The sequence below is a fragment of the Cellulosimicrobium sp. 22598 genome, assembly GCF_052044445.1.
GTDB lineage: Bacteria > Actinomycetota > Actinomycetes > Actinomycetales > Cellulomonadaceae > Cellulosimicrobium > Cellulosimicrobium cellulans_G.
The window spans coordinates 1-22872 of sequence record NZ_JBQEMZ010000014.1; the positions used below are offsets into that span (position 1 = coordinate 1).

The window sequence follows — 22872 nt, forward strand, 5'->3', positions numbered from 1 at the left end:
AGATACGTCTTGCCCGTCCCCGTCGGACCGATCAACAGAATGTTCGACTTCGCCAGCTCCACGTAGTCCGGGTCGTCCGGGCTCGACGGCTTGGACTGCTCGCCCGCCTGGACGCGCTTGTAGTGGTTGTAGACGGCGACGGCCAGGGCCCGCTTCGCGGCGTCCTGGCCGATGACGTACTGCTCGAGGAACTCGAAGATCTCCTTGGGCTTGGGCAGCTCCGTGAGGCCGAGCTCCGTCGCCTCGGCGAGCTCCTCCTCGATGATCTCGTTGCACAAGTCGATGCACTCGTCGCAGATGTACACACCGGGGCCCGCGATGAGCTTCTTGACCTGCTTCTGCGACTTGCCGCAGAACGAGCACTTCAGCAGGTCGGCGCCGTCTGAGATACGAGCCACTACGCGTCTCCTTGTCCGGGTGCCCGGGGCCTCCCGCCGTCGGGATCGACGGCGCGGGGCCCGGGCACGGCCGAGCGAGTCCTGCTCCCCATTCCACACCACGGGGCCCCCGTTGTCAGGTGGGCTCCCCGGACGGGGTGCAACGTGTCGCGCCGCCGCCCCGGGCGGGGGACGGCGGCGCGGCGTGAGGGTCGAGCGGTCCGGGCGGTCAGGTCAGGGCTTGTTGACCGCGACGGCCTTGCGGCTCTCGAGGACCTGGTCCACGAGGCCGTACTCCTTCGCCTGCTCGGCGGTGAGGATCTTGTCGCGCTCGATGTCCTGACGGACCTGCTCGACCGACTTGCCCGAGTGCAGGGCCAGCGTGTCCTCGAGCCACTCGCGCATGCGGATGAGCTCGTTCGCGTGGATCTCGATGTCGGACGCCTGCGCGTAGCCGCCGCCCTCCATCGCGGGCTGGTGGATGAGCACGCGCGCGTTCGGCAGCGCGAGGCGCTTGCCCGGCTGGCCGGCGGCGAGCAGGACCGCTGCGGCCGACGCCGCCTGGCCCAGGCAGACCGTCTGGATCTGCGGCTTGATGTACTGCATCGTGTCGTAGAGCGCGGTCATCGCGGTGAACGACCCGCCCGGCGAGTTGATGTAGAGGATGATGTCGCGGTCGGGGTCCTGGCTCTCGAGCACGAGGAGCTGGGCCATGACGTCGTCGGCGGACGCGTCGTCGACCTGGACGCCCAGGAAGATGATGCGGTCCTCGAACAGCTTGGTGTAGGGGTCCTGCCGCTTGAAGCCGTACGCGGTGCGCTCCTCGAACTGCGGGAGGACGTACCGCGCCGACGGCGCGCCACCCGGCAGGGCGATGCCGCCGGGGCGCGCGCCCGCGCCGGCGAGGCGCTGCGCGGTGGACAGGTACTGGGACTCGGCGCTGAAGCTCACGGGTTCTCCTCGGTGAAGTCTGGTGTCCGGTGCGGGGTCAGGAACCCGTGGTGCCGCCGCCGCCGGTCACGGACGACGCGTTGGTGACGACGTGGTCGATGAAGCCGTACTCCAGCGCCTCCTCGGCCGTGAACCAGCTGTCGCGGTCGTTGTCCTTGAGGATCTGCTCGAGCGGCTTGCCCGTCTGCTCGGCCGTCAGCTCGGAGAGCACCTGCTTCATGTGCATGATGAGCTGCGCGTTGATGCGCACGTCGGTCGCGGTGCCACCGATGCCGCCCGAGGGCTGGTGCATCATGACGCGCGCGTGCGGCGTCGCGTACCGCTTGCCCTTGGTGCCGGACGAGAGCAGGAACTGGCCCATCGAGGCCGCCATGCCCATCGCGATCGTCGCGACGTCGGGCTGGATGTACTGCATGGTGTCGTAGATCGCCATGCCGGCCGTGATCGACCCGCCGGGCGAGTTGATGTAGAGCCAGATGTCCTTCTCCGGGTCCTCCGCGGCGAGCAGCATCATCTGGGCGCAGATGGCGTTCGCGTTCTCGTCGCGCACCTCCGAGCCGAGCCAGATGATGCGCTCCTTGAGGAGCCGGTTGTAGATGGAGTCGTTGAGTCCGAAGCCCGGACCCTCGGCGCGGTTGACCGGGGCCGTCGCGTCGGACGGCAGGTACAGCTCGTTCACTTCCATCTCCTTCGTCGCTCCCGCGGGTCGCCCCCGCCTGCGCTGCCCTGGCCGGTGCCGGGAGGGTGTCCCGGTCCGGCCGTGCTGCAGTGACCCTAACGCGGTCCGTGCCCGGCGTTCGTCCCGACAGCGCGCGTTTTCGCTGACGGCGCACCAGGTGGCCGGCGCGCGCCGGCACGGCACGGGCACGACGACGGCCCGCCCCCTCGCGCGGAGGGTGCGGGCCGTCGTGGGACCTGCTCCGGCCGACCGGCCGGCGACGTGTCAGGCCTTCGTCGCGTCCTTCTCGTCGTCCGCGACCGGCGCCTCGGCGGCGGCGTCGGCGGAGTCGTCGACGAGCGCCTCCTCGACGGGCTCGGCGGCGACGTCCTCGACCGACTCGTCCGCAGCGGCGTCCTCGTCGTCCGAGCCGATGAACTCGGTGAGGTCGACGACGGCGCCGGCCGAGTCCTTGACCTCGATCTGGCGCAGCGCGACGGCGAGCGACTTGGAGCGCGCGACCTCGCCGACCATCGCGGGGATCTGCCCGCCCTGGTCGAGCGACTGGATGAACTGGTTCGGGTCCATCCCGTACTGGCGCGACGCGCTCACGAGGTACTCGAGGAGCTCGTTCTGCGCGACCTTGATCTCGAGCTGCTCGGCGAGGGTGTCGAGCAGGATCTGGTTGCGGATGGCGTCGGTCGCCTCGACGGTGACCTCGGCGCGGTGCGTCTCGTCCTCCAGCCGGCCCTCGGACTCGAGGTGGCGGTGCACCTCGGCCTCGACGACGCCCGACGGCACGGGGATCTCGACGGCGTCGTTGAGCGCCTTGAGGAGCTCGTCACGGGCGGCGACGGCCTGGTTCGAGGTCTTGATGCTCGCGACCTGCTCGCGCAGGTCCGCGGTGAGCTCCTCGAGCGTGTCGAACTCGGACGCGAGCTGGGCGAAGTCGTCGTCCGCCTCGGGCAGGTCGCGCTGCTTGACCGAGGTGGCCGTGACGGTGACCGACGCCTCCTTGCCCTCGTGCTCGCCACCGGCCAGGGGCGCGGTGAACGTGGTCGTCTCGTCGGCCGAGAGGCCGGTGAGCGCCTCGTCCAGGCCCTCGAGCATGTTGCCCGAGCCGATCTGGTAGCTGACGCCGGAGACGGAGTCGACCTCCTCGCCGTCGATCTCGGCCTTGAGGTCGAGCACGACGAAGTCGCCCTCGGCCGCGGGGCGGTCGACGCCGACGAGGGTGCCGAAGCGCTCGCGGAGCGCGTCGAGGCGCTCGGTGACGTCCTCGTCCGTGACCTCGGCGGGCTCCACCGTGATGGTGAGCGAGTCGAGGGCGGGCAGCGTGATCTCGGGGCGCACCTCGACCTCGGCGGTGAAGACCAGCTGGCCCTCGCCGGCCTTCGCCGGGATCTCGGTGACCTCGACCTCGGGCTGGCCGAGCGGGCGCAGGCTCTCCTCGCTGGCGGCCTGGCGGTAGAAGCCCGAGAGGCCGTCGTTGACGGCGTGCTCGATGACGGCGCCCCAGCCGACGCGCTGGTCGATCACGCGCGGCGGGACCTTGCCCTTGCGGAAGCCGGGGATGTTCACCTGCTCCGCGATGTGCTTGTAGGCGTGCTCGATGCTCGGCTTGAGCTCGTCGTACTCCACCTCGACGGTCAGCTTGACCTTGGTGGGGTCCAGGGTCTCGACGGCGCTCTTCACTTCGATGGTCTCCAACTGATCGGGGCGGGCCGGCGTGCGGCCGGGGACGGCTCCGCACGCGGACGTACGGGCAACCGTCCTATCGTACGCGAGCGGTCAAGCGTCGTGGTCAGGCCGACGAGCGAGCGCCCGGGCGACGCTGGACCACCAGCAGGACCGCGAGCCCGACGACGGCGGTCGCGACGACGGTCTGCCACCGCAGCCCGACGACGCCGAGCACGTCGAGCAGCACGGCCATGACCATCTGGCCGCCGACGACCGTCAGCGTGAGGACGAACGTGCCGAGGTGGCGCACCGCGTACGCGGCCGCCACGGTGACGAGCGTCCCCAACGGGCCGCCGAGGTAGAGCCACCACCGCCCGGGGAGCGCGACGCCGTCGAGCCCGCCGAGGACGGCGGCCAGCGCGCAGACGACGGAGATGCCCACGAGCCCGCCCGTGACCGAGGTGAGCGTCGCGACGACCGGGTCGCCGGTGAGCTGCGTGACCCGGCCGTTCCCGGCCTGCTGCCCGCACAGGACCGCGCCGCCGACGAACAGGGCGACACCGGCGAGGACGGCGCCCCACCCCGCGTCGGTCGTCGCGCCGCCGAGCACCGCGACACCCAGACCCACGAGCGCCGCGACGCCGGCGGCGGCCCGGCGCGGCGTGAGCCGCAGCGGCGCGGGGAGGCCGACGCCGCGCGCGTCGAGCGCGAGACCGGCGACCGTCTGGCCCGCGACCGAGCACACCGACGCGACGGCGACGCCGACGAGCGGGACCCCGGCGGCCATGGCGACGACGATCGGGACGCTGCACAGCCCGACCGCGAACCACCACCAGGACGCGGAGGCGCGCAGGACGTCGAGCGTGGACCGGGCGCGCCGGCGGACGAGCACGACGAGCACGGTCGCGAGGAGGGTCCCGACGTAGGAGAGCCAGGCGGCGACGACGGGGCCGGTCCCCGCCGCGGCGAGGTCGCCGTTGAGGCGCCCCTGGAGCGACAGCACGGCGCCGCTGCCCGCGGCGACCAGCGCCGCGAGGGTGACGCGGGTCGCGGGTCCGGCCGCGGGCGTGGACAAGGTCACGGGCACCTCTCGAGGACGAGGCCGTCGACGCGGCCCGGACGTCGTCGACGCCCCACGACGCCCCCGGAGGGGCGCCGCGCGAAGGTCGGGGTGACAGGATTTGAACCTGCGACCTTCCGCTCCCAAAGCGGACGCGCTACCAACCTGCGCCACACCCCGTCGCCCGCTGCGGCGGCGGGCCAGGGCAAGTGTACTGGCGGGAGCGGGTCGTCCTCGTCGGCGCGCGACCGCTTCCGCAGGTGGGCGGCACGTCCGCGCCACCGACGTTTGCTAAGGTTGCGGCCGCAGGTCGGCGCCGCGCCGGCCCTCGCTCCTCCTGCCGAGGAGCCCGGGCCGCGGTTCCACGGCCCGCGCGGGCGTAGCTCAATGGTAGAGCCCCAGTCTTCCAAACTGGCTACGCGGGTTCGATTCCCGTCGCCCGCTCCGGACTGCTCGGGCTCCGTCCCGACCGTCGCTCCCGCACGTCACGACGGGCGTCCCGCCAGGCCGGCGGGGCGCCCGTCGTCGTCTCGCCCGCACACGACCGTCCACGGGCCGGACGACCGTCTCGTGGACGGCGTTGCAGGGTCCCGACGCGGACCGATAGCCTCGGGGCACACGCGCTGCCCGCACGCCCGGACCGTCGGGCACCCGCGGCGCGACCGACCAGGAGGAGCGAGGAATGACCGCGACGATCGCGCGTCCCGCACCGCTGCACCGCGCCGTGTCGCGCGTCTCCTGTTGTCGCTGTCTCGGCTGTCGCTGACGACCCGCCGCCGACCCCGCGCAGCTCCGCGCCGCATCAGGCCGCCCCGTCCGCACGAGCCCACCCCCGCCGTCGCGCCCGTGCGCCCGCAGCGTCCCCGCGAGACGCTGGGCATCCTGGTCACGGACCGCGTCGGCCCACGTCCCCTGATCGGTACCCCCACCCCGGCTCACCCCGAGCCGTCGACAGAAGAGGAAGACATGGCACGCATCTACGACGACGCCACGAAGCTCATCGGCAACACGCCCCTCGTGCGCCTGAACCGGCTCACCGAGGGCCTCGAGGCCACGGTCGTCGCGAAGCTCGAGTTCTACAACCCGGCGAACTCGGTCAAGGACCGCATCGGCGTCTCGATCATCGATGCCGCCGAGGCGTCGGGCGAGCTCCAGCCGGGTGGGACGATCGTCGAGGGCACGTCGGGCAACACCGGCATCGCGCTGGCGTGGGTCGGCGCGGCCCGCGGCTACAACGTCGTGCTCGCCATGCCGGAGACCATGTCGAAGGAGCGCCGCGCGCTCCTGCGCGCCTACGGCGCCGAGCTCGTCCTCACCCCGGGCTCGGAGGGCATGAAGGGGGCCGTCGCGGCCGCCGAGCGGATCGCCGCGGAGCGCCCGGGCGCCATCCTGGCGCGCCAGTTCGCCAACCCGGCGAACGTGGACGTCCACCGCCGCACGACCGCCGAGGAGATCTGGGCCGACACGGACGGCGAGGTCGACATCGTCGTGTCCGGCATCGGCACCGGCGGCACGATCTCCGGCGTCGGGCAGGTGCTCAAGGAGCGCAAGCCCGAGGTGAGGATCGTCGCGGTCGAGCCGGCCGAGTCCCCCATCCTCAACGGCGGCCAGCCCGGGCCGCACAAGATCCAGGGTCTCGGTGCGAACTTCGTGCCCGACATCCTGGACCGCGAGGTCTACGACGAGGTCATCGACATCGACGCCGAGACCGCGGTCGCGACCGCGCGCGCCGCGGCCAAGGAGGAGGGCCTCCTCGTGGGCATCTCGTCGGGTGCGGCCATCGAGGCCGCGATCCAGCTCGCCAAGCGCCCCGAGAACAAGGGCAAGCTCATCGTCACTGTCGTGCCGGACTTCGGCGAGCGCTACCTCTCGACGATCCTGTACTCCGACCTGCTGGACTGACGTGACCGACCCTCGACCCCACCACCGCGCGGTCGGCTACCGGCTGCGCCGGTTCGCGCGCGTGCTCGGCGAGGACCTCGAGGCGGCCCGACGGCGGGACCCCGCCGCCCGCAGCCGCCTCGAGGTCGCGCTGGCGTACCCGGGCGTGCACGCCGTGTGGGCCTACCGGCTCGCGCACCGCATGTGGCGCGAGCCCCTGCTGCGCCTGCCGGCGCGTCTCGTGTCGCAGGTGGCGCGCGCGCTGACCGGTGTGGAGATCCATCCCGGCGCGCGCATCGGCCGACGCCTGTTCATCGACCACGGCATGGGGGTCGTCGTGGGCGAGACGGCCGTCGTCGGCGACGACGTCGTGCTCTTCCACACGTCGACGCTCGGCGGGCGGTCGATGAAGCGCGGCAAGCGGCACCCGACGCTCGGGGACCGCGTCGTCGTCGGGGCGGGGGCGAAGATCCTCGGGCCGGTGTGGGTCGGCGACGACGTGCAGGTGGGGGCCAACGCCGTCGTCGTCAAGGACGTGCCGGCCGGCGCGGTCGCGGTCGGGGTCCCGGCGACGGTCCGGATGCCCGCGGGCGCGCCCGCGGCGCGGGACGCCGTCGAGGACCCGTCGCTCCTCATCGAGTACGTCATCTGAGCGCACGGGCACGGGGCCGCCGTCGGGCACGACGGCGGCCCTCTCGTCGGACCATATTGTTCTAGTTTCGCTAGAACAACTAGACTGGGCTCGTGATGTTCCGCATCGACCCGCAGGCCGACGAGCCGCTGTTCGCGCAGCTCGTCGCCCAGGTGCGCCTCGGCGTCGTCCAGGGGCGGCTCGCCCCGGGCGAGCGGCTCCCCGCGGCCCGCGAGCTCGCAGAGGCGCTGGACGTCAACGTGCACACCGTGCTGCGCGCCTACCAGGAGCTGCGCGACGAGGGCCTCGTCGACCTCCGCCGCGGGCGCGGCGCCGTCGTCAACGCGCCGCCCGCCGTCGACCTCGCGTCGCTGCGGTCGGCGGTGGACCGCGTCGCGGCCGAGGCCCGCGCGCTCGCCCTGCCGCCCGAGACCGTCCTGACCCTCGTGAAGGAGGCCCTCCGATGACCCGAGCCGCCCCGCGCCGCTCCCCCGGACGACCGACCGAGGACGGTCGCCCGCGCCCGGACGACCACCGTGCCCTCGCGCTCCTCGTCGGCGCCGCGGGGGCGGTCGTCACCGTGGTCGCGGCGATCGTCGCGTTGAGCTGGTCGGCGGACCTCCCGGACCCCGTGGCGATCCACTGGGGCACGAGCGGCGCCGACGGCTTCGCGTCGCTCGGTGCGGCCGTCGCGGGGAGCGCGGCCCTGGGACTCGTCGCCTCCGCGGGGTTCGCCGCGATGACGGCGTTCCTCGGGCGGTCGGCCGCGAACCGGCGGGTCGCCGCGGGAGTCACCGTCGGGCTGCCGGTCATGCTCGCGGCCCTCAGCCTCGGGTCGCTCTGGATCCAGCGCGGCCTCGCCGACGCGCGCGACGTCGGCGGCCTGGGCCCCGTCACGGCGATCGCGCTGGGCGTCGGGCTCCTCGTGGGCGTCGCGGTCGGGGCGCTGGTGCCGGGCGACCGCCCGGCCCCGACCGACGCCGGGGTCCCCGCCGACGCGCCCCGGGTCGCGCTCCGACCGGGCGAGCGGGCCGCGTGGGTCGGGCGCGTGAGCGGTGGGCCGACGGTGCTCGTCGCGATCGGCGCGATCGTCCTCACCACGGTCCTGGCGCTCGTCCTGCGCGAATGGGCGCTCCTCCTCGTGCCGGTCGTCCTGGGGCTGCTGCTCGCCGCGATGATGTCGTGGGTCGTGCGCGTGGACGAGGGCGGGCTGTCGGTCCGGTCGACCCTGGGGTTCCCTCGCACGCGCGTCCCCGCGGACGAGGTCGTGCGGGCCGACGTCGTCGACGTCTCGCCGCTGCGCGACTTCGGCGGCTGGGGCTGGCGCGCCGGCCGGGGCGGCGCGGTCGGCGTCGTCGTCCGGGCCGGCGAGTCGCTGCGCGTCGAGCGCACGGGAGGCCGCGCGCTCGTCGTCACGGTCGACGACGCCGGGACCGCGGCGGCGCTCCTCAACACCCTCGCCGACCGCGCACGCCGCTGACCCTCGGTCCCGACGTGCCGCGCTGTCGCGTCGGCCCGGCGGCCGGTGCGGCCGCGGCCGGGCGCACCCGCGACCGGCGGCGGATCGGCTAGTCTGGAGCCGGGCGGTACCCGAGACTCCGCGTACCGGATACCCCTGCCCGGCACGCGACCGGGTACCGCCCGCGTCCCGTCCCCGCGCTCGACGCCCCGGCACGCCGCCGGTGCCCGGTACGCGGGCGCACCCGTACGACGACCCTCGACGAGGAGGAGCCCGCATGCGTCTCGGCATCCACACCGGCTACTGGTCGGCCGGTCCCCCGGACGGCATCCAGGACGCGATCGTCGCGGCGGACCGCCTGGGGGTCGACTCGGTGTGGACGGCGGAGGCCTACGGCTCCGACGCCTTCACGCCGCTCGCGTGGTGGGGCTCGCGCACCTCCCGGATCCGGCTGGGGACCGCCGTCGCGCAGCTCTCCGCCCGCACCCCGACAGCCACCGCGATGGCCGCCCTGACGATGGACCACCTCTCCGGTGGCCGGTTCGTCCTCGGGCTCGGCGTCTCGGGCCCGCAGGTCGTGGAGGGCTGGTACGGGCAGCCGTACGCCCGCCCGCTCGCCCGCACGCGCGAGTACGTGCAGGTCGTGCGCGACGTGCTGCGCCGCGAGGCACCCGTGACGTCGTCCGGACCGCACTACCCGCTCCCCCTGCCGGACGGCGCGGGCACGGGACTCGGCAAGCCCCTGCGCTCGACCGTGCACCCGCTGCGCGCGGACCTCCCGATCCACCTCGCCGCGGAGGGGCCCAAGAACGTCGCGCTCGCGGCCGAGATCGCCGACGGGTGGCTCCCGCTCTTCTACTCGCCCCGCATGGACGCGACGTTCCGCGAGCTCCTCGCCGACGGCTTCGCGCGCCGCGCCCCCGAGCGCTCCCCCGAGGCCACGTTCGAGGTGAGCGCGACGGTGCCCGTCGTCGTGCGCGAGCACGTCGAGCAGGCCGCGGACCAGGTGCGCCCGTTCCTCGCGCTCTACGTGGGCGGCATGGGCGCCAAGGGCGCGAACTTCCACCGCGACGCGCTCGACCGCCTCGGGTACGCCGAGGCGTGCGACGAGATCCAGGCGCACTACCTCGCCGGGCGCAAGGACCTCGCGGCCGCCGCCGTCCCGACGGCGATGGTCGAGGACGTCGCGCTCGTCGGCCCGCCGGAGAAGATCGCCCGGGACCTCGCCGCGTGGCGCGAGACCGCGGTCACGACGCTCCTCGTCCAGGGCGACGCGACGGCCGTGCAGACGCTCGCCCCGCTCCTCGCGGCCCCACCCTGGCGATGAGTGCGGGGTATCTGTCGTCCCTCGGAGCCTCGACGACAGATACCCAGCGCTCAACGGCCGGGGGCGTCGTCCTCGGGGAACCAGACCGCGCGGCGCAGGTCGACGCGGCGACCGTCGCGCGACAGCGGGCACCCCTCGGCGCGCAGCTCCGTGAGCGCCGCGTCGAGGTGGTGCGCCGGCGGGGAGCCGGCCGCGTTGACGACGCGCCACCACGGGACCGGTGCGCCGTCGTCGTCCACGCCGGACGATCCCGCGAGGACCTGCCCGACCTGGCGCGGGCCACCGCGGTGCAGCGCCTCGGCGACGATCTCCGCGACGAGCCCGTACGTCATGGCACGCGCCGGCGGGATGCGCCGGACGAGCGCGAGCACGGCGCCCGCGTACTCGGCCGCGAGCGCCGTGCGGTCGGTCTCCGTGCCCGCGCCGGCGGTGCGCCCCGTCGTCCGGCCGTGCGTGCGTCCCGCCTCGAGCCCTGCCATGGTCCCCGACCCTAGCCGCCGCATTTGTCCTGGCGCGACGCGTGCCGAGACAGGAGGATCGAGGCCATGAGCGACCACCGCCCCGCACGCCTCCCCGACGGCTACGAGCTCGTCCCTCTCTCCGCGTCCGACCTGCGCGACGTGCTGGAGCTGGACACGACGACGTTCCCGTCCCCGGTCGAGGTCGACGAGCTCGTCGACCTCCCGTTCCCGCTCACGTGGGAGCGCACGCTCGGCGTGACGGTCGAGCACGAGGTCGACGACGCGCCGCCCGTCGACGGCGCGCGCCCCGTGCGCCGCGACCTCGTCGCGATGCACGCGTCGTACCCGTTCGCGCGGTTCCCGGTGCCGGGGGCGACCGCACCGGTCGCGGGACTGACGTGGGTGGGGGTCCACCCCGCGCACCGCCGCCGCGGGATCCTCAGCGCGATGATCGACACGCACCTCGCGCGGTGCCGCGAGCGCGGCGAGCCCCTCTCGGCGCTCTTCGCCGCGGAGGCGGCGATCTACGGGCGCTTCGGCTACGGCAAGGCCGCGGACGACGTCCGGCTCACCGTCCCGCGCGGGGTCGCGCTGCGCGACGTCCCCGGCGCCGACCGCCACACCGTGCGCATCGAGCGCGCCGACCGGTCGCGGCACCAGGAGCTCGTCGCGACGCTCCACGAGCGCGCCGGCACGGACCCGACGGGCCAGGGCGCGGGGATCAACCGGCCGGGCTGGGCGACGCGCGAGACGCCCGAGCTCCAGGCCACGTTCTGGGACGACGCGAAGGTGTGGCGCAAGGACCGCGAGCCGACGCGGATCGCGATCGTCGAGCTCGACGGCGAGCCGCGCGGGTACGCGCGGTTCCACCGCAAGCTGTCCTGGGAGGTCACGGGCCCGCGCGGCCCGGTGAGCACGGGCGAGGTCGTCGCGCTGGACGCCGCGGCGGCGCGCGCGCTGTGGGGCGTGCTCACGGACCTCGACCTCACGCACGAGGTGACGCCCTTCATGCTGCCCGTGGACGACGTCGTGACGAGCCTCCTCGTGGACCCGCGCTCGGCGTCGCCGCGCCTCGCGGACAACCTCTGGGTGCGGGTGGTGGACGTGCCGGCCGCGCTCGCCGCGCGCCGCTACGCCGCGGACGTGGACCTGGTCGTGCACGTGACGGACGACCGCCTGCCGGACAACGCGGGCCGCTGGCGGCTGCGCGCGCCGGCGTTCGGCGACGCGGTGGCCGAGCGGACGGAGGACGCCGCGGACCTCTCGCTCGACGTGCGCGAGCTCGGCGCCGCCTACCTCGGTGGGACCTCGCTCGCGGCCCTCGCGGCGGCGGGGCTCGTCACCGAGCACTCACCCGGCGCGCTCGCCCGCGCGAGCGCGGCGTTCGGCTGGCCGGTCGCCCCGGTGTGCAGCTGGGTCTTCTGAACGTCAGGCCTGGCAGGCGCCGCACCAGTAGAGGTTGCGGCCGGCGAGCTCCTTGAGCAGCACGGGCGTGCCGCACACGCGGCACGGCAGCCCGTCCCGGTGGTAGACGTAGAACGCGTCCTCCGCCGGGACGGCGTCGGGCGCCTCGTCGGTGTTCTGCCGGACGCGGCGGCGCCCGGGCGACCCGTCGGCGCCGTCCGGCGGCTCGACGCCGGGGCCGTCGCGGTCCTCCGGCCGGGTCGTGACGATGGCGCCCGTCCGGGTGCCGTCGCGCAGGAGCACGACGAGGTCGTCCCACAGCGCGCGCAGGTCCTCGGCGGGCACGTCACGACCCGGCCGCATCGGGTCGAGCCGTGCGCGGAACAGCGACTCCGCACGGTAGATGTTGCCCACGCCCGCGACGACGTCCTGGTTCATGAGCAGCAGCCCGACGGCGCTGCGCGAGCGCCGCACCGCGGCCACGAACTCCTCGCGCGGGTCGCCCTCGGCGGGCGCGGCGTCGCGGATCGGGTCGGGGCCGAGCCGGTCCTCGACGGCCCGCTTCTCCTCGCCCGTGATCACCTCGCACGCCGTCGGCCCGGTGAGGTCCGCGACGGCGTGCGCGCCGACGAGCCGGACCCGCACGGCCCCGCGCGGCGGCGGGGGCGACCACGCGTCGTCAGGCCCCGCCGCGGCGGCCGCACCCGGGCCTGCCGGGACGGTCTCGCGCTCGCCGATGCGGCGCCGCGGCGCCCCGATCGCGTGCACGACGGCGGTGCTGCCGTCGCCCGCGAACGTCCACGCCCCGTAGAGGCCGAGGTGGACGCGGAGCCAGCGCACGTCGTCGGGCCGGCCGGCGGTCCCGACCGCGGCGCGCGCCGGGTCGGCGAAGCCGAGGAAGAGCTGCTTGCCCCACGCCTCGCTCGCGACGAGCACGTGCCCGTCGAGCACGGCCGCGCCCGCGGCGAACCGGCCCTGGGGGCTGCTCACCGCGAGCGTCTCGCCCGTGAAGAGCTCCCCGAACGCGCGCGCGAGCCGGTGGACGGTATGACCCTCCGGCACGTCAGGCGGAGGCGCCGCGCGTCGTCTCGTACGCCGCGAGCTGGTCGATCCGGCGCTGGTGGCGCGGGTCCCCGCTGAACGGCTCCGCGAGGAACGCGTCGACGAGCTCGACGGCCTCGTCGACCGAGTGCTGGCGAGCGCCCACCGCGACGACGTTCGCGTCGTTGTGCTGGCGGCCGAGGCGCGCGGTCTCGAGGTTCCACGCGAGCGCGGCGCGCACCCCGACGACCTTGTTCGCGGCGATCTGCTCGCCGTTGCCCGACCCGCCGATGACGACGCCGAGCGAGCCCGGCTCCGCCGCGACGGCCTCGCCCGCGGCGAAGCAGAAGGACGGGTAGTCGTCCTGCGCGTCGTACGTGTGGGCCCCGTGGTCGACGACGTCGTGCCCCGCGGCCTCGAGGTGCTCGACGAGATGGGTCTTGAGCTCGTAGCCCGCGTGGTCCGCGGCGATGTGAACGCGCATGGCCCCATCATGCCCCAGCGGGACCCCTGGACGTCGGGGGGAGGCCGTAGCCTGAGACGCATGACACAGACCTCCCCGACGTCCACGACCGCGTCCGCCTCCGGCACGTCCGCTGCGGCGCGCTCCGGCATCGACCTGGGCGCGCTGGACCCCGCCGTCCGACCGCAGGACGACCTGTACCGCCACGTCAACGGGCGCTGGCTCGCGACGCACGAGATCCCCGCCGACCGCGCCATGGACGGCGCGTTCCGCGCGCTGCACGACCAGGCCGAGGTCCACGTGCGCGAGATCATCACCGATCTCGGGGCGCAGGTGGCCTCGGGCGCGGCGGACGTCGGCGCGGACGCCGCGAAGGTCGGCGCGCTGTACGCGAGCTTCATGGACACCGACCGGATCGAGGCGCTCGGCACGACCCCGCTGCAGTCGGACCTCGCGCTCGTGGCGTCCGCGACGACGCAGGCGGAGCTCACCGGCGTGCTCGGCGCGCTCCAGCGCACCGGGGGCGCGGGCGCCGTCGGCTTCTGGGTGGACAACGACGCCAAGGACCCCGAGCGCTACGTCGCCTACCTCTACCAGTCCGGGCTCGGGCTGCCCGACGAGGCGTACTACCGGGAGGACCAGTACGCGCCGGTGCGCGAGAAGTACGTGCCGCACGTCGCGCGCATGCTCGCCCTCGCGGGCGTCACCGCCGAGACCTGGGGCGCGACGCCCGAGGACGCCGCCGAGCGGGTCCTGGCGCTCGAGACGAGGCTGGCCGCGAAGCACTGGGACGTCGTCCGCGACCGCGACGCCGACCTCACCTACAACCCGCGGACGCTCGCGGCGCTCGTCGACGAGGCCCCCGGCTTCGACTGGCGTGGCTGGGTCCTCGCCCTCGGGGCGCCGGAGGGGTCGCTCGACGACGTCGTCGTCCGCGAGCCGGACTTCGCGACCGGGTTCGCCGAGCTCTGGGCGAGCGAGCCGCTCGAGGACTGGAAGCTGTGGATGGTGTACCACCTGGTCACCGCCCGCGCACCGTACCTCACGGACGAGCTCGTCGAGGCCAACTTCGACTTCTACGGCCGCACGCTCTCGGGGGCGCAGGAGGTGCGCGAGCGCTGGAAGCGCGGCGTCTCCGTCGTCGAGGGCGCGCTCGGCGAGGCCGTGGGCGCGCAGTACGTCGCCCGGCACTTCCCGCCCGCCCACAAGGCGCGCATGGAGGAGCTCGTCGCCTACCTCGTCGCCGCGTACCGCGAGTCCATCGCCACGCTCGACTGGATGACGGAGGAGACCAAGGAGAAGGCGCTCGCCAAGCTCGAGGCGTTCACGCCGAAGATCGGCTACCCCGTGAGGTGGCGCGACTACTCCGCGCTCGTCGTCGAGGCCGACGACCTCGTCGGCAACGTGCGTCGCGCCCACGCGTTCGAGCAGGACCGCGAGCTCGGCAAGATCGGCAGGCCGCTGGACCGCGACGAGTGGTTCATGACCCCGCAGACCGTCAACGCGTACTACAACCCCGGCATGAACGAGATCGTCTTCCCCGCGGCGATCCTCCAGCCCCCGTTCTTCGACCCGGAGGCCGAGGACGCGGTGAACTACGGCGGGATCGGCGCGGTCATCGGCCACGAGATCGGCCACGGCTTCGACGACCAGGGCTCCAAGTACGACGGCGCCGGCCGCCTCGAGGACTGGTGGACGACGACGGACCGCGAGGAGTTCGAGAAGCGCACCAAGGCGCTCATCGCCCAGTACGACGCGTTCCGCCCCGCCCAGCTCGGCGAGGACGGGCCGCACGTCAACGGCGCGCTGACCATCGGCGAGAACATCGGCGACCTCGGAGGTCTGTCGATCGCGCTCAAGGCCTACCGGATCGCGCTCGGCCGGCCGCTCGAGGAGGCGCCCGTCGTCGACGGGCTCACGGGCATCGAGCGCGTGTTCCTCGGCTGGGCGCAGGTGTGGCAGTCCAAGGGCCGCGACGAGGAGGTCGTGCGGCGGATCGCGACCGACCCGCACTCCCCCAACGAGTTCCGCTGCAACGGCGTCGTCCGCAACGTCGACGAGTTCTACGCGGCCTACGACGTGCAGCCCGGTGACGCGCTGTACCTCGCTCCGGAGGAGCGCGTGCGCATCTGGTGACGTGAGGGAGCACGACGGGCCCGCGGCGGTTCACCCGCCGCGGGCCCTTCGTGCATGCCGGGACCGTCCAGTCTCTCGCTCGGTCGGAGCCGCTCTCGGCGGCTCAGAGCGTCCGGATGCCGGCGCGGGCGATCGTGAAGCCCTTGCCCGTCGCGTCGTCACGGCACGTCATGCCCGTCTCGGCGCTGTCGCACGTGAACGGGCCGACCGTCTTGGACGTGCCGTAGTCGAGGACCGCGGTGTCGCCCGGCGCGGGCTGCGGCTGCTCGGCCGTCGGCACGCAGGGCTGCTCGACGCTGCCGTCGGCGCCGAGGACCACCTTGTACCCGACCGTGCCGTCGCAGCCCGCCACGGGGGCCGGCTGGGTGCCGAGCTGGGCGATCACGCACGTCGCGCTGACGTCGGTCACCTCGCACGTGATGTTGCGCGACTCCGACGCGAACGTCTCGGACACGGTGGGCTCGGCGGCGGGCGTCTCCGCGGTCCCCTCCGTCGCGGTCGCGGACGGAGGCGGCGTCGCGTCGCCCGCCGGATCGTCGCCCCCGCCCCCGAGCAGGGAGATCGCGAAGACGATCGCCCCGATGACGAGCAGTGCGTCGACCACGATGAACGCGATCCACCCGGGGCTCAGGCGGTCCGACCTGCGGCCGCCGCCACCGTGGCCCCCGCCGCGCCCGGCGGGCGGTCGCGGCGTCGCGCCCGACCCGCCCGCGCCCGCACGGGGCGCGGCCGCGGTCGGCGCGACCGACGTCGGCGGGTGGTAGGCCGGCTGGGGCGGCTGGGGTGCGGCCGAGGCGTAGCCCGCCTGCGCCGCGGGCTCGTACGCCGGGGCGCCGGACGCCGCGTACGCGCCCGTCGGCGCATAGCCGGCCGGCGCGGCGTCCGCCGGCGCGTACGCCGGTCGGCTCGCGGCGGTCCCGACGGGTGCGGCGACGCCGAACCCGTTCTGCTCGGTCGCATAGCGCACCCGCTGCGGGGGCACCGGCGACGGCGCGGGGACCGCGGGCTGGGCCGCCGTCGGGAGCTGCGTGATCGGCGTGACGTGCTGGACGCTCGTCGGCTGGAACGACGACGCGACGACGGTCGGCTGCCCGTCCGCGGGCGTCGCGCGAGGCGCCTGGGCCGTCGGCCCGCTCGTCGGCGCGAAGGACGGCGGCGCCGCCGTGGCGCCCGGCAACGGGCCGGAGAACGCCTGGGTCGGCTGCGCGTCGTCCCGACCGCCCGCGGGCCCCGGCACGCCGCCAGGGGGCGGCGGCGGCGGTGGCACGGGTGCGTTCGGGGACATGCGGCTCCTCGCGGGCTCCTCGTCGGTCTCGCCCGGCACGACCGGGCGGCGGGCGCTCCTGACACCGCCCGCAACCTGACGAAGCATGGCACGACGCACCCGTGCGGGTCGAACCCCGCCGGCGGCCCGACCGTCCCGCCGTCGAGGTCCCGGGGCCGACGAGGTCAGTCGAAGACGGGACCCTGGGTCCGGGTGCGCTTCAGCTCGAAGAAGCCGGGCGTGCTCGCGACGAGCACGCACCCGTCCCACAGCCGACCTGCGGCTTCGCCCTTCGGGGCAGGCGTCACGACCGGGCCGAAGAACGCGGTGTCGCCGAACGCGACGACCGGCGTCCCGACGTCCTCCCCGACGCGCCCGATCCCCTCGGCGTGCGACGCCCGGAGCTGCGCGTCGTACGCGTCGGAGCCCGCGGCGTCGACCAGCGACGCGGGCAGCCCGACCTCGGCCAGCGCCTCCGCCAGCACCGCGTCGTAGTCGTCGCGGCCGCCCGGGTGCAGGCGGGTCCCGATCGCGTCGTACAGGGGCTTCACGACCTCCTCGCCGTGCTCGACGCGCGCGGCGGTGACCACGCGCACCGGACCCCACGCCTTCTCCATGAGCTCGCGGTACTCCTCCGGCAGGTCTCGGCCCTCGTTGAGGACGGCGAGGCTCATGACGTGCCAGCGGACCGTGACGTCGCGCACCTGCTCGACCTCACCCATCCAGCGGCTCGTCATCCACGCCCACGGGCACACGGGGTCGAACCAGAAGTCGGCGACGCGCACGGCGTCCTCGGTCGCGGTGGTGTCGGTCGTCGCGGTGAGGGTCACGGGACGGGTCTCCTTCGTCGTGGGCGGCGCCCGGTGGACCCGGGTCGCCGGAGTGGCAGGGCGGCGCGCGCGGACGGCCGACGCCGTCGCCCACCCAGTCTCGACACCGGGCGGGCGCAGCGTATTCCCGGACGGTATTCCCGGGGGCGGGCGCGGGCACCCGTGGGATGATCTCCGTGGCCCACAGGCCGCCGTCGAGGCCGCCCGGCCCGACCCGAGACCGAGGAGATGCAGTGCCCGGAGAGAACCTCACCCGCGCCGAGGCGAGCGAGCGCGCGGCGATCGTCGACGTCCAGTCCTACGAGGTCGACCTCGACCTCACGACGGGGGCGACGACGTTCGCGTCGACGACCGTGGTGCGGTTCACCGCGACCGAGGGGGCGAGCACCTTCGTCGACCTCGTCGCCCCGACCGTGCGCGAGGTCGTGCTCAACGGCCGCTCGCTCGACCCGGCGCAGGTGTTCGCCGACTCGCGCATCGTCCTCGACGGGCTCGCGGCCGACAACGAGCTGCGCGTCGTCGCCGACTGCGCGTACACGAACACCGGCGAGGGCCTGCACCGGTTCGTCGACCCGGTCGACGGCGAGGTCTACCTCTACACGCAGTTCGAGGTCCCGGACTCGCGGCGCGTGTTCGCCGTCTTCGAGCAGCCCGACCTCAAGGCGACGTTCGCGTTCACCGTCACGGCCCCCGCGGCGTGGCAGGTCGTGAGCAACCAGCCGACGCCCGCGCCCGAGGCGCTCGGCACGAAGGCCGACCCGACCGGCACCGGCGCCGGCGACATCGAGGTCGCACGCTGGGCGTTCGAGCCGACGCCGCGCATCTCGTCGTACATCACCGCGCTCGTCGCGGGGCCGTACGTCGTGGAGCGCAGCGAGCTCACGTCGTCCGACGGCCGCACGATCCCGCTCGGGGTCTTCTGCCGCGCGTCGCTCGCCGACCACATGGACGCCGACTACGTGTTCGACAAGACCCGTGAGGGCTTCGCGTTCTTCGAGTCGGCGTTCGAGCACCCGTACCCGTTCGACAAGTACGACCAGCTCTTCGTGCCCGAGTACAACATGGGCGCGATGGAGAACGCCGGGTGCGTGACGTTCACCGAGACGTACGTCTTCCGGTCCAAGGTCACCGACGCCGTCAAGGAGCGGCGCGTCGTGACGATCCTCCACGAGCTCGCGCACATGTGGTTCGGCGACCTCGTGACCATGAAGTGGTGGAACGACCTGTGGCTCAACGAGTCGTTCGCCGAGTACGCCTCCACGCTCGCGACCGCCGAGGCGACCGAGTGGCACGAGGCCTGGACGACCTTCGCCGCGATGGAGAAGTCGTGGGCGTACCGCCAGGACCAGCTCCCCTCGACCCACCCGATCGTCGCGACGATCAACGACCTCGAGGACGTGTTCGTCAACTTCGACGGCATCACCTACGCCAAGGGCGCGTCGGTGCTCAAGCAGCTCGTCGCGTGGGTCGGCAAGGAGCAGTTCCTCGCCGGCGTCGCCGCCTACTTCCGCAAGCACGCGTGGGGCAACACCGAGCTGCGCGACCTGCTCGTCGAGCTCGAGACCACGAGCGGCCGCGACCTCACGCAGTGGTCCGCCCTCTGGCTCGAGACGGCGGGCGTCAACACGCTGCGCCCCGAGTTCGAGCTCGACGCGCACGGCCGCTTCACGACCTTCTCCGTGCTGCAGACCGCCGCCCCCGACCACCCGACGCTGCGCCCGCACCGTCTGGGCATCGGCCTCTACGACCTCGTCGACGGCGTCCTCACGCGGGTCCACCGGGTCGAGGTGGACGTGGACGGCGCACGCACCGAGATCCCCGAGCTCCTCGGTCTCGACCGTCCCCAGCTCGTGCTGCTCAACGACGACGACCTCGCCTACGCCAAGATCCGCCTCGACGCCGCGTCGCTCCAGGTCGCGACCGAGCACCTCGCCGACCTGACCGACCCGCTGGCGCGCTCCCTCGTCTGGGGCTCCGCGTGGGACGCGACGCGCGACGGCGAGACCCCCGCGGGCGACTACGTGCGCCTCGTGCTCGGCAACATCGCCCGCGAGACCGAGTCGACGACGATCCGCACGACCCTGAACCAGCTCGCGCTCGCGGCGAAGACGTACGTCGCGCCCGAACGCCGCGCCGAGACCCTCGCGCACGTCGGAGACGTCCTCTGGTCGCTCGCGCAGGACGCCGCCCCGGGCTCCGACCTGCAGTTCCAGCTCGTCAAGTTCTTCGCGCACCTCGCCTCGACGCCGACGCACGGTGAGGCGCTCCGCTCGCTGCTCGACGGCTCGGCCGCCCTCGCCGGGCTCGAGATCGACACCGACCTGCGCTGGGAGATCCTCGAGGGCCTGGTCCTGCTCGACCTCGCGGACGACGCCGAGATCGAGGCGACCCTCGCCGCCGACTCGACCGCGACCGGCCAGCAGTCCGCTGCCCGAGCCCGCGCGACCGTGCCCACGGCCGAGGCGAAGCGCGCGGCGTTCGACCGCCTCGTCGGCTCGGACGACGCGCCCAACGCGATCGTCCGCGCCACGACGCTCGGGTTCCAGCACGTCAACGACCCCGAGTCGCTCGCCCCCCTCGTGGGCGCGTACTTCGACGCGCTCCTGCCGCTGTGGGACCAGCGGTCATACCACATCGCCGAGGCTCTGGTCACGGGGCTCTACCCCGCGCCGCTCGCGAGCACCGTGCTCCGCGACGCGACGCAGGAGTGGCTCGACGCGAACGCCGACGCCGCCCCCGCGCTGCGTCGCCTCGTCGTCGAGAACCTCGCCGGCGTCGAGCGCGCCCTCACCGCCCAGGCCGCCGACGCCTGACCAGCCCAGACGCGCCGGGTCGCTCCCCCGTCGGAGCGGCCCGGCGCGTCGGACGAACGTCATCACGCGGGCAGTCATCAGGGGGTGAGCACAGACCCGGGTGAGAGACCCCGCCACCCCAGGCGACGGACCGCCGTCGGACAAGCCGACCACACCTCTACCTGGACGAACCACGCCTCGACCTCGGCGGACCACGGCTCTCCCTCGGCCGACCAGGGTTCTCCCTCGGCGGGTCAGAGGGCGTCGTTCATGGCCTTCGCGAGGGAGCGCAGGCGGGCGGAGTCGAACAGGTCCTCCAGCAGGACGACGTTGCCCGACGCGTCGCCGAGCGGGACCTTCCAGTTGGGGTACTCCTGGTCCGTGCCGGGCTGGTTCTGCGAGCGGCGCTCCCCCACCGCGTCGGCGAGCGAGACGCCGAGCAGGACGGCGGGCGTGCGGCGGATCAGGCGGTGCAGGGCCTCGACGAGCTCGCGCTCGGACGGGTCGTCGTCGACGAGCCCGCGCTCGCGCAGGAACGCGACCATGGCGTCGCGCTCCGCACGGGCGGCGCGGCGCACGTCGGCGACGTCCTCGGTGAGGACGCCGAGCCGGTCCCGCAGCTCGACGTGCTCGCCCGCGAGGTACCCGGCGGACGGCGGCAGGTCGTGGGTCGTGACGGTGGCGAGCGCGAGGCGGCGGTAGTCCTCCGGGGGCAGCGGCGCGCCGTCCCCCGTCTTCTCGAACCAGAGGACGGACGTGCCGAGCACGCCGCGGTCGGCGAGGTAGTCGCGGACCCACGGCTCGAAGACCCCGAGGTCCTCGCCGATGACGATCGCCCCGGCGCGCTGCGCCTCGAGGCACAGGATGCCGATGAGGGCCTCGTGGTCGTAGCGGACGTAGGCACCGGCGTCGGCCCGGGCCCCGCCGGGGATCCACCACAGGCGGAAGAGCCCGATGACGTGGTCGATGCGGATCGCGCCCGCGTGCCGCAGGACCGTCCGCAGCATGTCCCGGTAGGGCGCGTACCCGGCGCGCGCGAGGGCGCGCGGGTGCCATGGCGGCTGGGACCAGTTCTGCCCCTGCTGGTTGTACATGTCCGGTGGTGCCCCGACGGAGACCCCGGTGGCGAGCACGCCACGGTGCGCCCACACGTCGGCGCCCTCGGGGTGCACCCCGACGGCGAGGTCGTGCATGATCCCGACGGACATGCCCGCCTCGCGCGCGGTGCGCTGAGCGGCCCGGAGCTGCTCGTCGGCGACCCACTGGAGCCAGCAGTAGAACTCGACCCGGTCGGCGAGCTGCTCCCGCAGGGCCGCGACGGTCGGCCCGTTCGGGTCGTACGCGCCGGGCGGCCAGTCGCGGTCGCCGTAGTGGTCGGCGAGCGCGCACCAGGTCGCGAAGTCCTCGAGGCCCCGGCCCTGCTCGGCGCGGAACGCGTCGAGCGACGCCTGGCGCGCGGTCGAGCGCGGCGCGGCGAACACGACCTCGAGCGCGGCCTTCTTGGCGTCCCACGCGGCGTCGCGGTCGATCGGCCCGGGGTCGGTGTCGAGGTCGCGCACCGGGTCGAACGCCCACTCGACGAGCGAGCGGTCCGCGGCCGACAGGTAGCCCGTCTCGCGGATGTCCTCCACCCGCACGTAGATCGGGTTGACGAAGCGCCGGCTCGTCGGCAGGTAGGGCGACGGCGTCATCGGCGTGCGCGGCTCGGCGGCGTGCAGCGGGTTGACGAGCACGAAGTCCGCCCCGGCCTCGCGCGCGGACAGCCACGCGAGGTCGGCGAGGTCGGAGAGGTCGCCGACGCCCCACGAGGCGCGCGAGCGCACCGAGTAGAGCTGGGCCATGAAGCCCCAGGCGCGGCGCTCCACGACCGCGGCGGGGAGCTCGAGGCGCTGCGGCGTCACGACGAGCGTCGCGCGCGCCTGCGTCCCGTCGCTCTCGGCGTGCAGGTCGTGCCATCCGAGGGGCAGGTCGGCAGGCAGCTCGAACGTCGCGCGCCCCACGCGCCGGCCGTCGACCGTGCGCGGCTCGACGAACACGTCGAGCTGGCCGAGGTCGCGGCGCTCGCGCGCGGCCCGGGCCGCGTGCTGCCCGACGGGCTGACCACCGTGGCGAGTCGGCTCCGCCTCGAGCTCGACCCACACCCTGACGGCGGACCCGTCGGCGACGTGCACGGGCAGCGGGACGGCGTCGCCCTGCCGCACGACGACGGTCGGCGGCAGCATCTGGCGCCACGCGTCGTCGCGCGAGTGCTCGAGGCTGACCGCCACCTTCTCGGGCGACGAGGCCGGGACGCCGAGGGCCTCGAGCACGGCGACGAGCGTCGAGGCGCGGACCTGGCGGCGCGACCCGTCGAAGTCCCAGAAGTCGGACGCGACGCCGTGGGCGTCGGCCAGCTGCACCAACGGCTCGGGCAGGTCCGTCTGCGGGGGTTCGCTCACGCCTGCATCCTGCCAGAAC

General features: G+C 74.3%; 19 protein-coding genes and 2 tRNA genes. 9 read left to right on the forward strand and 12 right to left on the reverse strand.

Features of this window, described 5'->3' with window-relative positions; genetic code table 11:
• The 6 genes from ACTJIY_RS15130 to ACTJIY_RS15155 form a co-directional block, all read right to left on the reverse strand.
• Positions 1–398 (reverse strand): ClpX C4-type zinc finger protein (locus tag ACTJIY_RS15130; RefSeq protein ID WP_440674606.1); only part of this gene is annotated, 398 nt, incomplete at its 3' end.
• Between the two features lie 213 nt (positions 399–611).
• Complete coding sequence (locus ACTJIY_RS15135; protein ID WP_353708095.1) at positions 612–1328, reverse strand: ATP-dependent Clp protease proteolytic subunit; 717 nt, start codon at positions 1326–1328, stop codon at positions 612–614.
• Between the two features lie 37 nt (positions 1329–1365).
• On the reverse strand, positions 1366–2013 hold the full coding sequence (locus ACTJIY_RS15140; RefSeq protein WP_087471688.1) for an ATP-dependent Clp protease proteolytic subunit: 648 nt from the start codon (positions 2011–2013) through the stop codon (positions 1366–1368).
• A gap of 258 nt (positions 2014–2271) precedes the next feature.
• Positions 2272–3681 (reverse strand): trigger factor, encoded by a 1410-nt coding sequence (gene tig / locus ACTJIY_RS15145; RefSeq protein ID WP_440674605.1) that lies wholly within the window; start codon positions 3679–3681, stop codon positions 2272–2274.
• Between the two features lie 109 nt (positions 3682–3790).
• Positions 3791–4747 carry a DMT family transporter gene (locus ACTJIY_RS15150; RefSeq protein ID WP_440674604.1) on the reverse strand — a complete coding sequence of 319 codons (957 nt, stop codon included), beginning with the start codon at positions 4745–4747 and terminating at the stop codon, positions 3791–3793.
• 85 nt (positions 4748–4832) lie between these two features.
• Positions 4833–4906: transfer RNA gene (locus ACTJIY_RS15155), tRNA-Pro, on the reverse strand.
• Between the two features lie 193 nt (positions 4907–5099).
• Here ACTJIY_RS15155 and ACTJIY_RS15160 point away from each other — a divergent pair.
• From ACTJIY_RS15160 to ACTJIY_RS15185, 6 genes are all read left to right on the forward strand, one after another.
• A tRNA-Gly gene (locus ACTJIY_RS15160) sits at positions 5100–5170 on the forward strand.
• Between the two features lie 522 nt (positions 5171–5692).
• The gene (gene cysK / locus ACTJIY_RS15165) at positions 5693–6628 is read left to right on the forward strand and encodes a cysteine synthase A (protein ID WP_087471685.1); all 936 of its coding nucleotides are present in this window, start codon (positions 5693–5695) and stop codon (positions 6626–6628) included.
• Positions 6629–6671: 43 nt separating this feature from the next.
• The gene (gene epsC / locus ACTJIY_RS15170; RefSeq protein ID WP_290445066.1) at positions 6672–7259 is read left to right on the forward strand and encodes a serine O-acetyltransferase EpsC; all 588 of its coding nucleotides are present in this window, start codon (positions 6672–6674) and stop codon (positions 7257–7259) included.
• A 92-nt stretch (positions 7260–7351) separates the two neighbouring features.
• Complete coding sequence (locus tag ACTJIY_RS15175; RefSeq protein ID WP_253051226.1) at positions 7352–7705, forward strand: GntR family transcriptional regulator; 354 nt, start codon at positions 7352–7354, stop codon at positions 7703–7705.
• The gene (locus ACTJIY_RS15180; RefSeq protein WP_440674603.1) at positions 7702–8718 is read left to right on the forward strand and encodes a DUF1648 domain-containing protein; all 1017 of its coding nucleotides are present in this window, start codon (positions 7702–7704) and stop codon (positions 8716–8718) included. Before ACTJIY_RS15175 ends, ACTJIY_RS15180 begins: the two co-directional genes overlap by 4 nt.
• A 256-nt stretch (positions 8719–8974) precedes the next feature.
• On the forward strand, positions 8975–10024 hold the full coding sequence (locus ACTJIY_RS15185) for an LLM class F420-dependent oxidoreductase (protein WP_440674602.1): 1050 nt from the start codon (positions 8975–8977) through the stop codon (positions 10022–10024).
• 50 nt (positions 10025–10074) lie between these two features.
• Here ACTJIY_RS15185 and ACTJIY_RS15190 read toward each other — a convergent pair whose 3' ends face one another.
• Entirely contained in the window at positions 10075–10503 is a 429-nt protein-coding gene (locus tag ACTJIY_RS15190; RefSeq protein ID WP_440674601.1) for an MGMT family protein, read from the reverse strand.
• A 66-nt stretch (positions 10504–10569) separates the two neighbouring features.
• Between ACTJIY_RS15190 and ACTJIY_RS15195 the strand changes: the two genes are divergently transcribed.
• Positions 10570–11910 (forward strand): GNAT family N-acetyltransferase, encoded by a 1341-nt coding sequence (locus ACTJIY_RS15195; protein ID WP_440674600.1) that lies wholly within the window; start codon positions 10570–10572, stop codon positions 11908–11910.
• Positions 11911–11913: 3 nt separating this feature from the next.
• On the opposite strand, the gene ACTJIY_RS15200 is transcribed toward ACTJIY_RS15195, so the two are convergent.
• A complete protein-coding gene (locus ACTJIY_RS15200; RefSeq protein ID WP_440674599.1) occupies positions 11914–12951 on the reverse strand; it encodes an Fpg/Nei family DNA glycosylase in 1038 nt (345 codons plus the stop codon).
• Position 12952: 1 nt separating this feature from the next.
• A complete protein-coding gene (locus ACTJIY_RS15205; RefSeq protein WP_087471678.1) occupies positions 12953–13414 on the reverse strand; it encodes a ribose-5-phosphate isomerase in 462 nt (153 codons plus the stop codon).
• Positions 13415–13474: 60 nt separating this feature from the next.
• Between ACTJIY_RS15205 and ACTJIY_RS15210 the strand changes: the two genes are divergently transcribed.
• Entirely contained in the window at positions 13475–15529 is a 2055-nt protein-coding gene (locus ACTJIY_RS15210; RefSeq protein WP_440674598.1) for a M13 family metallopeptidase, read from the forward strand.
• Between the two features lie 103 nt (positions 15530–15632).
• Here ACTJIY_RS15210 and ACTJIY_RS15215 read toward each other — a convergent pair whose 3' ends face one another.
• Together ACTJIY_RS15215 and ACTJIY_RS15220 are read right to left on the reverse strand one after the other, a co-directional pair.
• Positions 15633–16814: a hypothetical protein gene (locus tag ACTJIY_RS15215; RefSeq protein ID WP_440674597.1), complete on the reverse strand. Its 1182-nt coding sequence runs from the start codon at positions 16812–16814 to the stop codon at positions 15633–15635.
• A gap of 164 nt (positions 16815–16978) precedes the next feature.
• The gene (locus ACTJIY_RS15220; protein ID WP_374614559.1) at positions 16979–17623 is read right to left on the reverse strand and encodes a mycothiol-dependent nitroreductase Rv2466c family protein; all 645 of its coding nucleotides are present in this window, start codon (positions 17621–17623) and stop codon (positions 16979–16981) included.
• A 233-nt stretch (positions 17624–17856) separates the two neighbouring features.
• Here ACTJIY_RS15220 and pepN point away from each other — a divergent pair, with 233 nt between their 5' ends.
• Positions 17857–20436 carry an aminopeptidase N gene (pepN, locus tag ACTJIY_RS15225; RefSeq protein ID WP_440674596.1) on the forward strand — a complete coding sequence of 860 codons (2580 nt, stop codon included), beginning with the start codon at positions 17857–17859 and terminating at the stop codon, positions 20434–20436.
• A 233-nt stretch (positions 20437–20669) separates the two neighbouring features.
• Here the strand turns inward: pepN and malQ are convergent, their stop codons facing one another.
• Positions 20670–22853: a 4-alpha-glucanotransferase gene (gene malQ, locus ACTJIY_RS15230; protein ID WP_253051218.1), complete on the reverse strand. Its 2184-nt coding sequence runs from the start codon at positions 22851–22853 to the stop codon at positions 20670–20672.
• Positions 22854–22872: the final 19 nt, after the last annotated feature.

Bases quoted from the DNA above. Each gene is read 5' to 3' on its own strand.
- ACTJIY_RS15195 (WP_440674600.1), top strand. From the start codon at position 10,570: ATGAGCGACCACCGCCCCGCACGCCTCCCCGACGGCTACGAGCTCGTC.
- ACTJIY_RS15185 (WP_440674602.1), top strand. From the start codon at position 8,975: ATGCGTCTCGGCATCCACACCGGCTACTGGTCGGCCGGTCCCCCGGAC.
- ACTJIY_RS15210 (WP_440674598.1), top strand. From the start codon at position 13,475: ATGACACAGACCTCCCCGACGTCCACGACCGCGTCCGCCTCCGGCACG.
- ACTJIY_RS15180 (WP_440674603.1), top strand. From the start codon at position 7,702: ATGACCCGAGCCGCCCCGCGCCGCTCCCCCGGACGACCGACCGAGGAC.
- ACTJIY_RS15140 (WP_087471688.1), bottom strand. From the start codon at position 2,013: ATGGAAGTGAACGAGCTGTACCTGCCGTCCGACGCGACGGCCCCGGTC.
- ACTJIY_RS15190 (WP_440674601.1), bottom strand. From the start codon at position 10,503: ATGGCAGGGCTCGAGGCGGGACGCACGCACGGCCGGACGACGGGGCGC.
- cysK (WP_087471685.1), top strand. From the start codon at position 5,693: ATGGCACGCATCTACGACGACGCCACGAAGCTCATCGGCAACACGCCC.
- ACTJIY_RS15215 (WP_440674597.1), bottom strand. From the start codon at position 16,814: ATGTCCCCGAACGCACCCGTGCCACCGCCGCCGCCGCCCCCTGGCGGC.
- ACTJIY_RS15205 (WP_087471678.1), bottom strand. From the start codon at position 13,414: ATGCGCGTTCACATCGCCGCGGACCACGCGGGCTACGAGCTCAAGACC.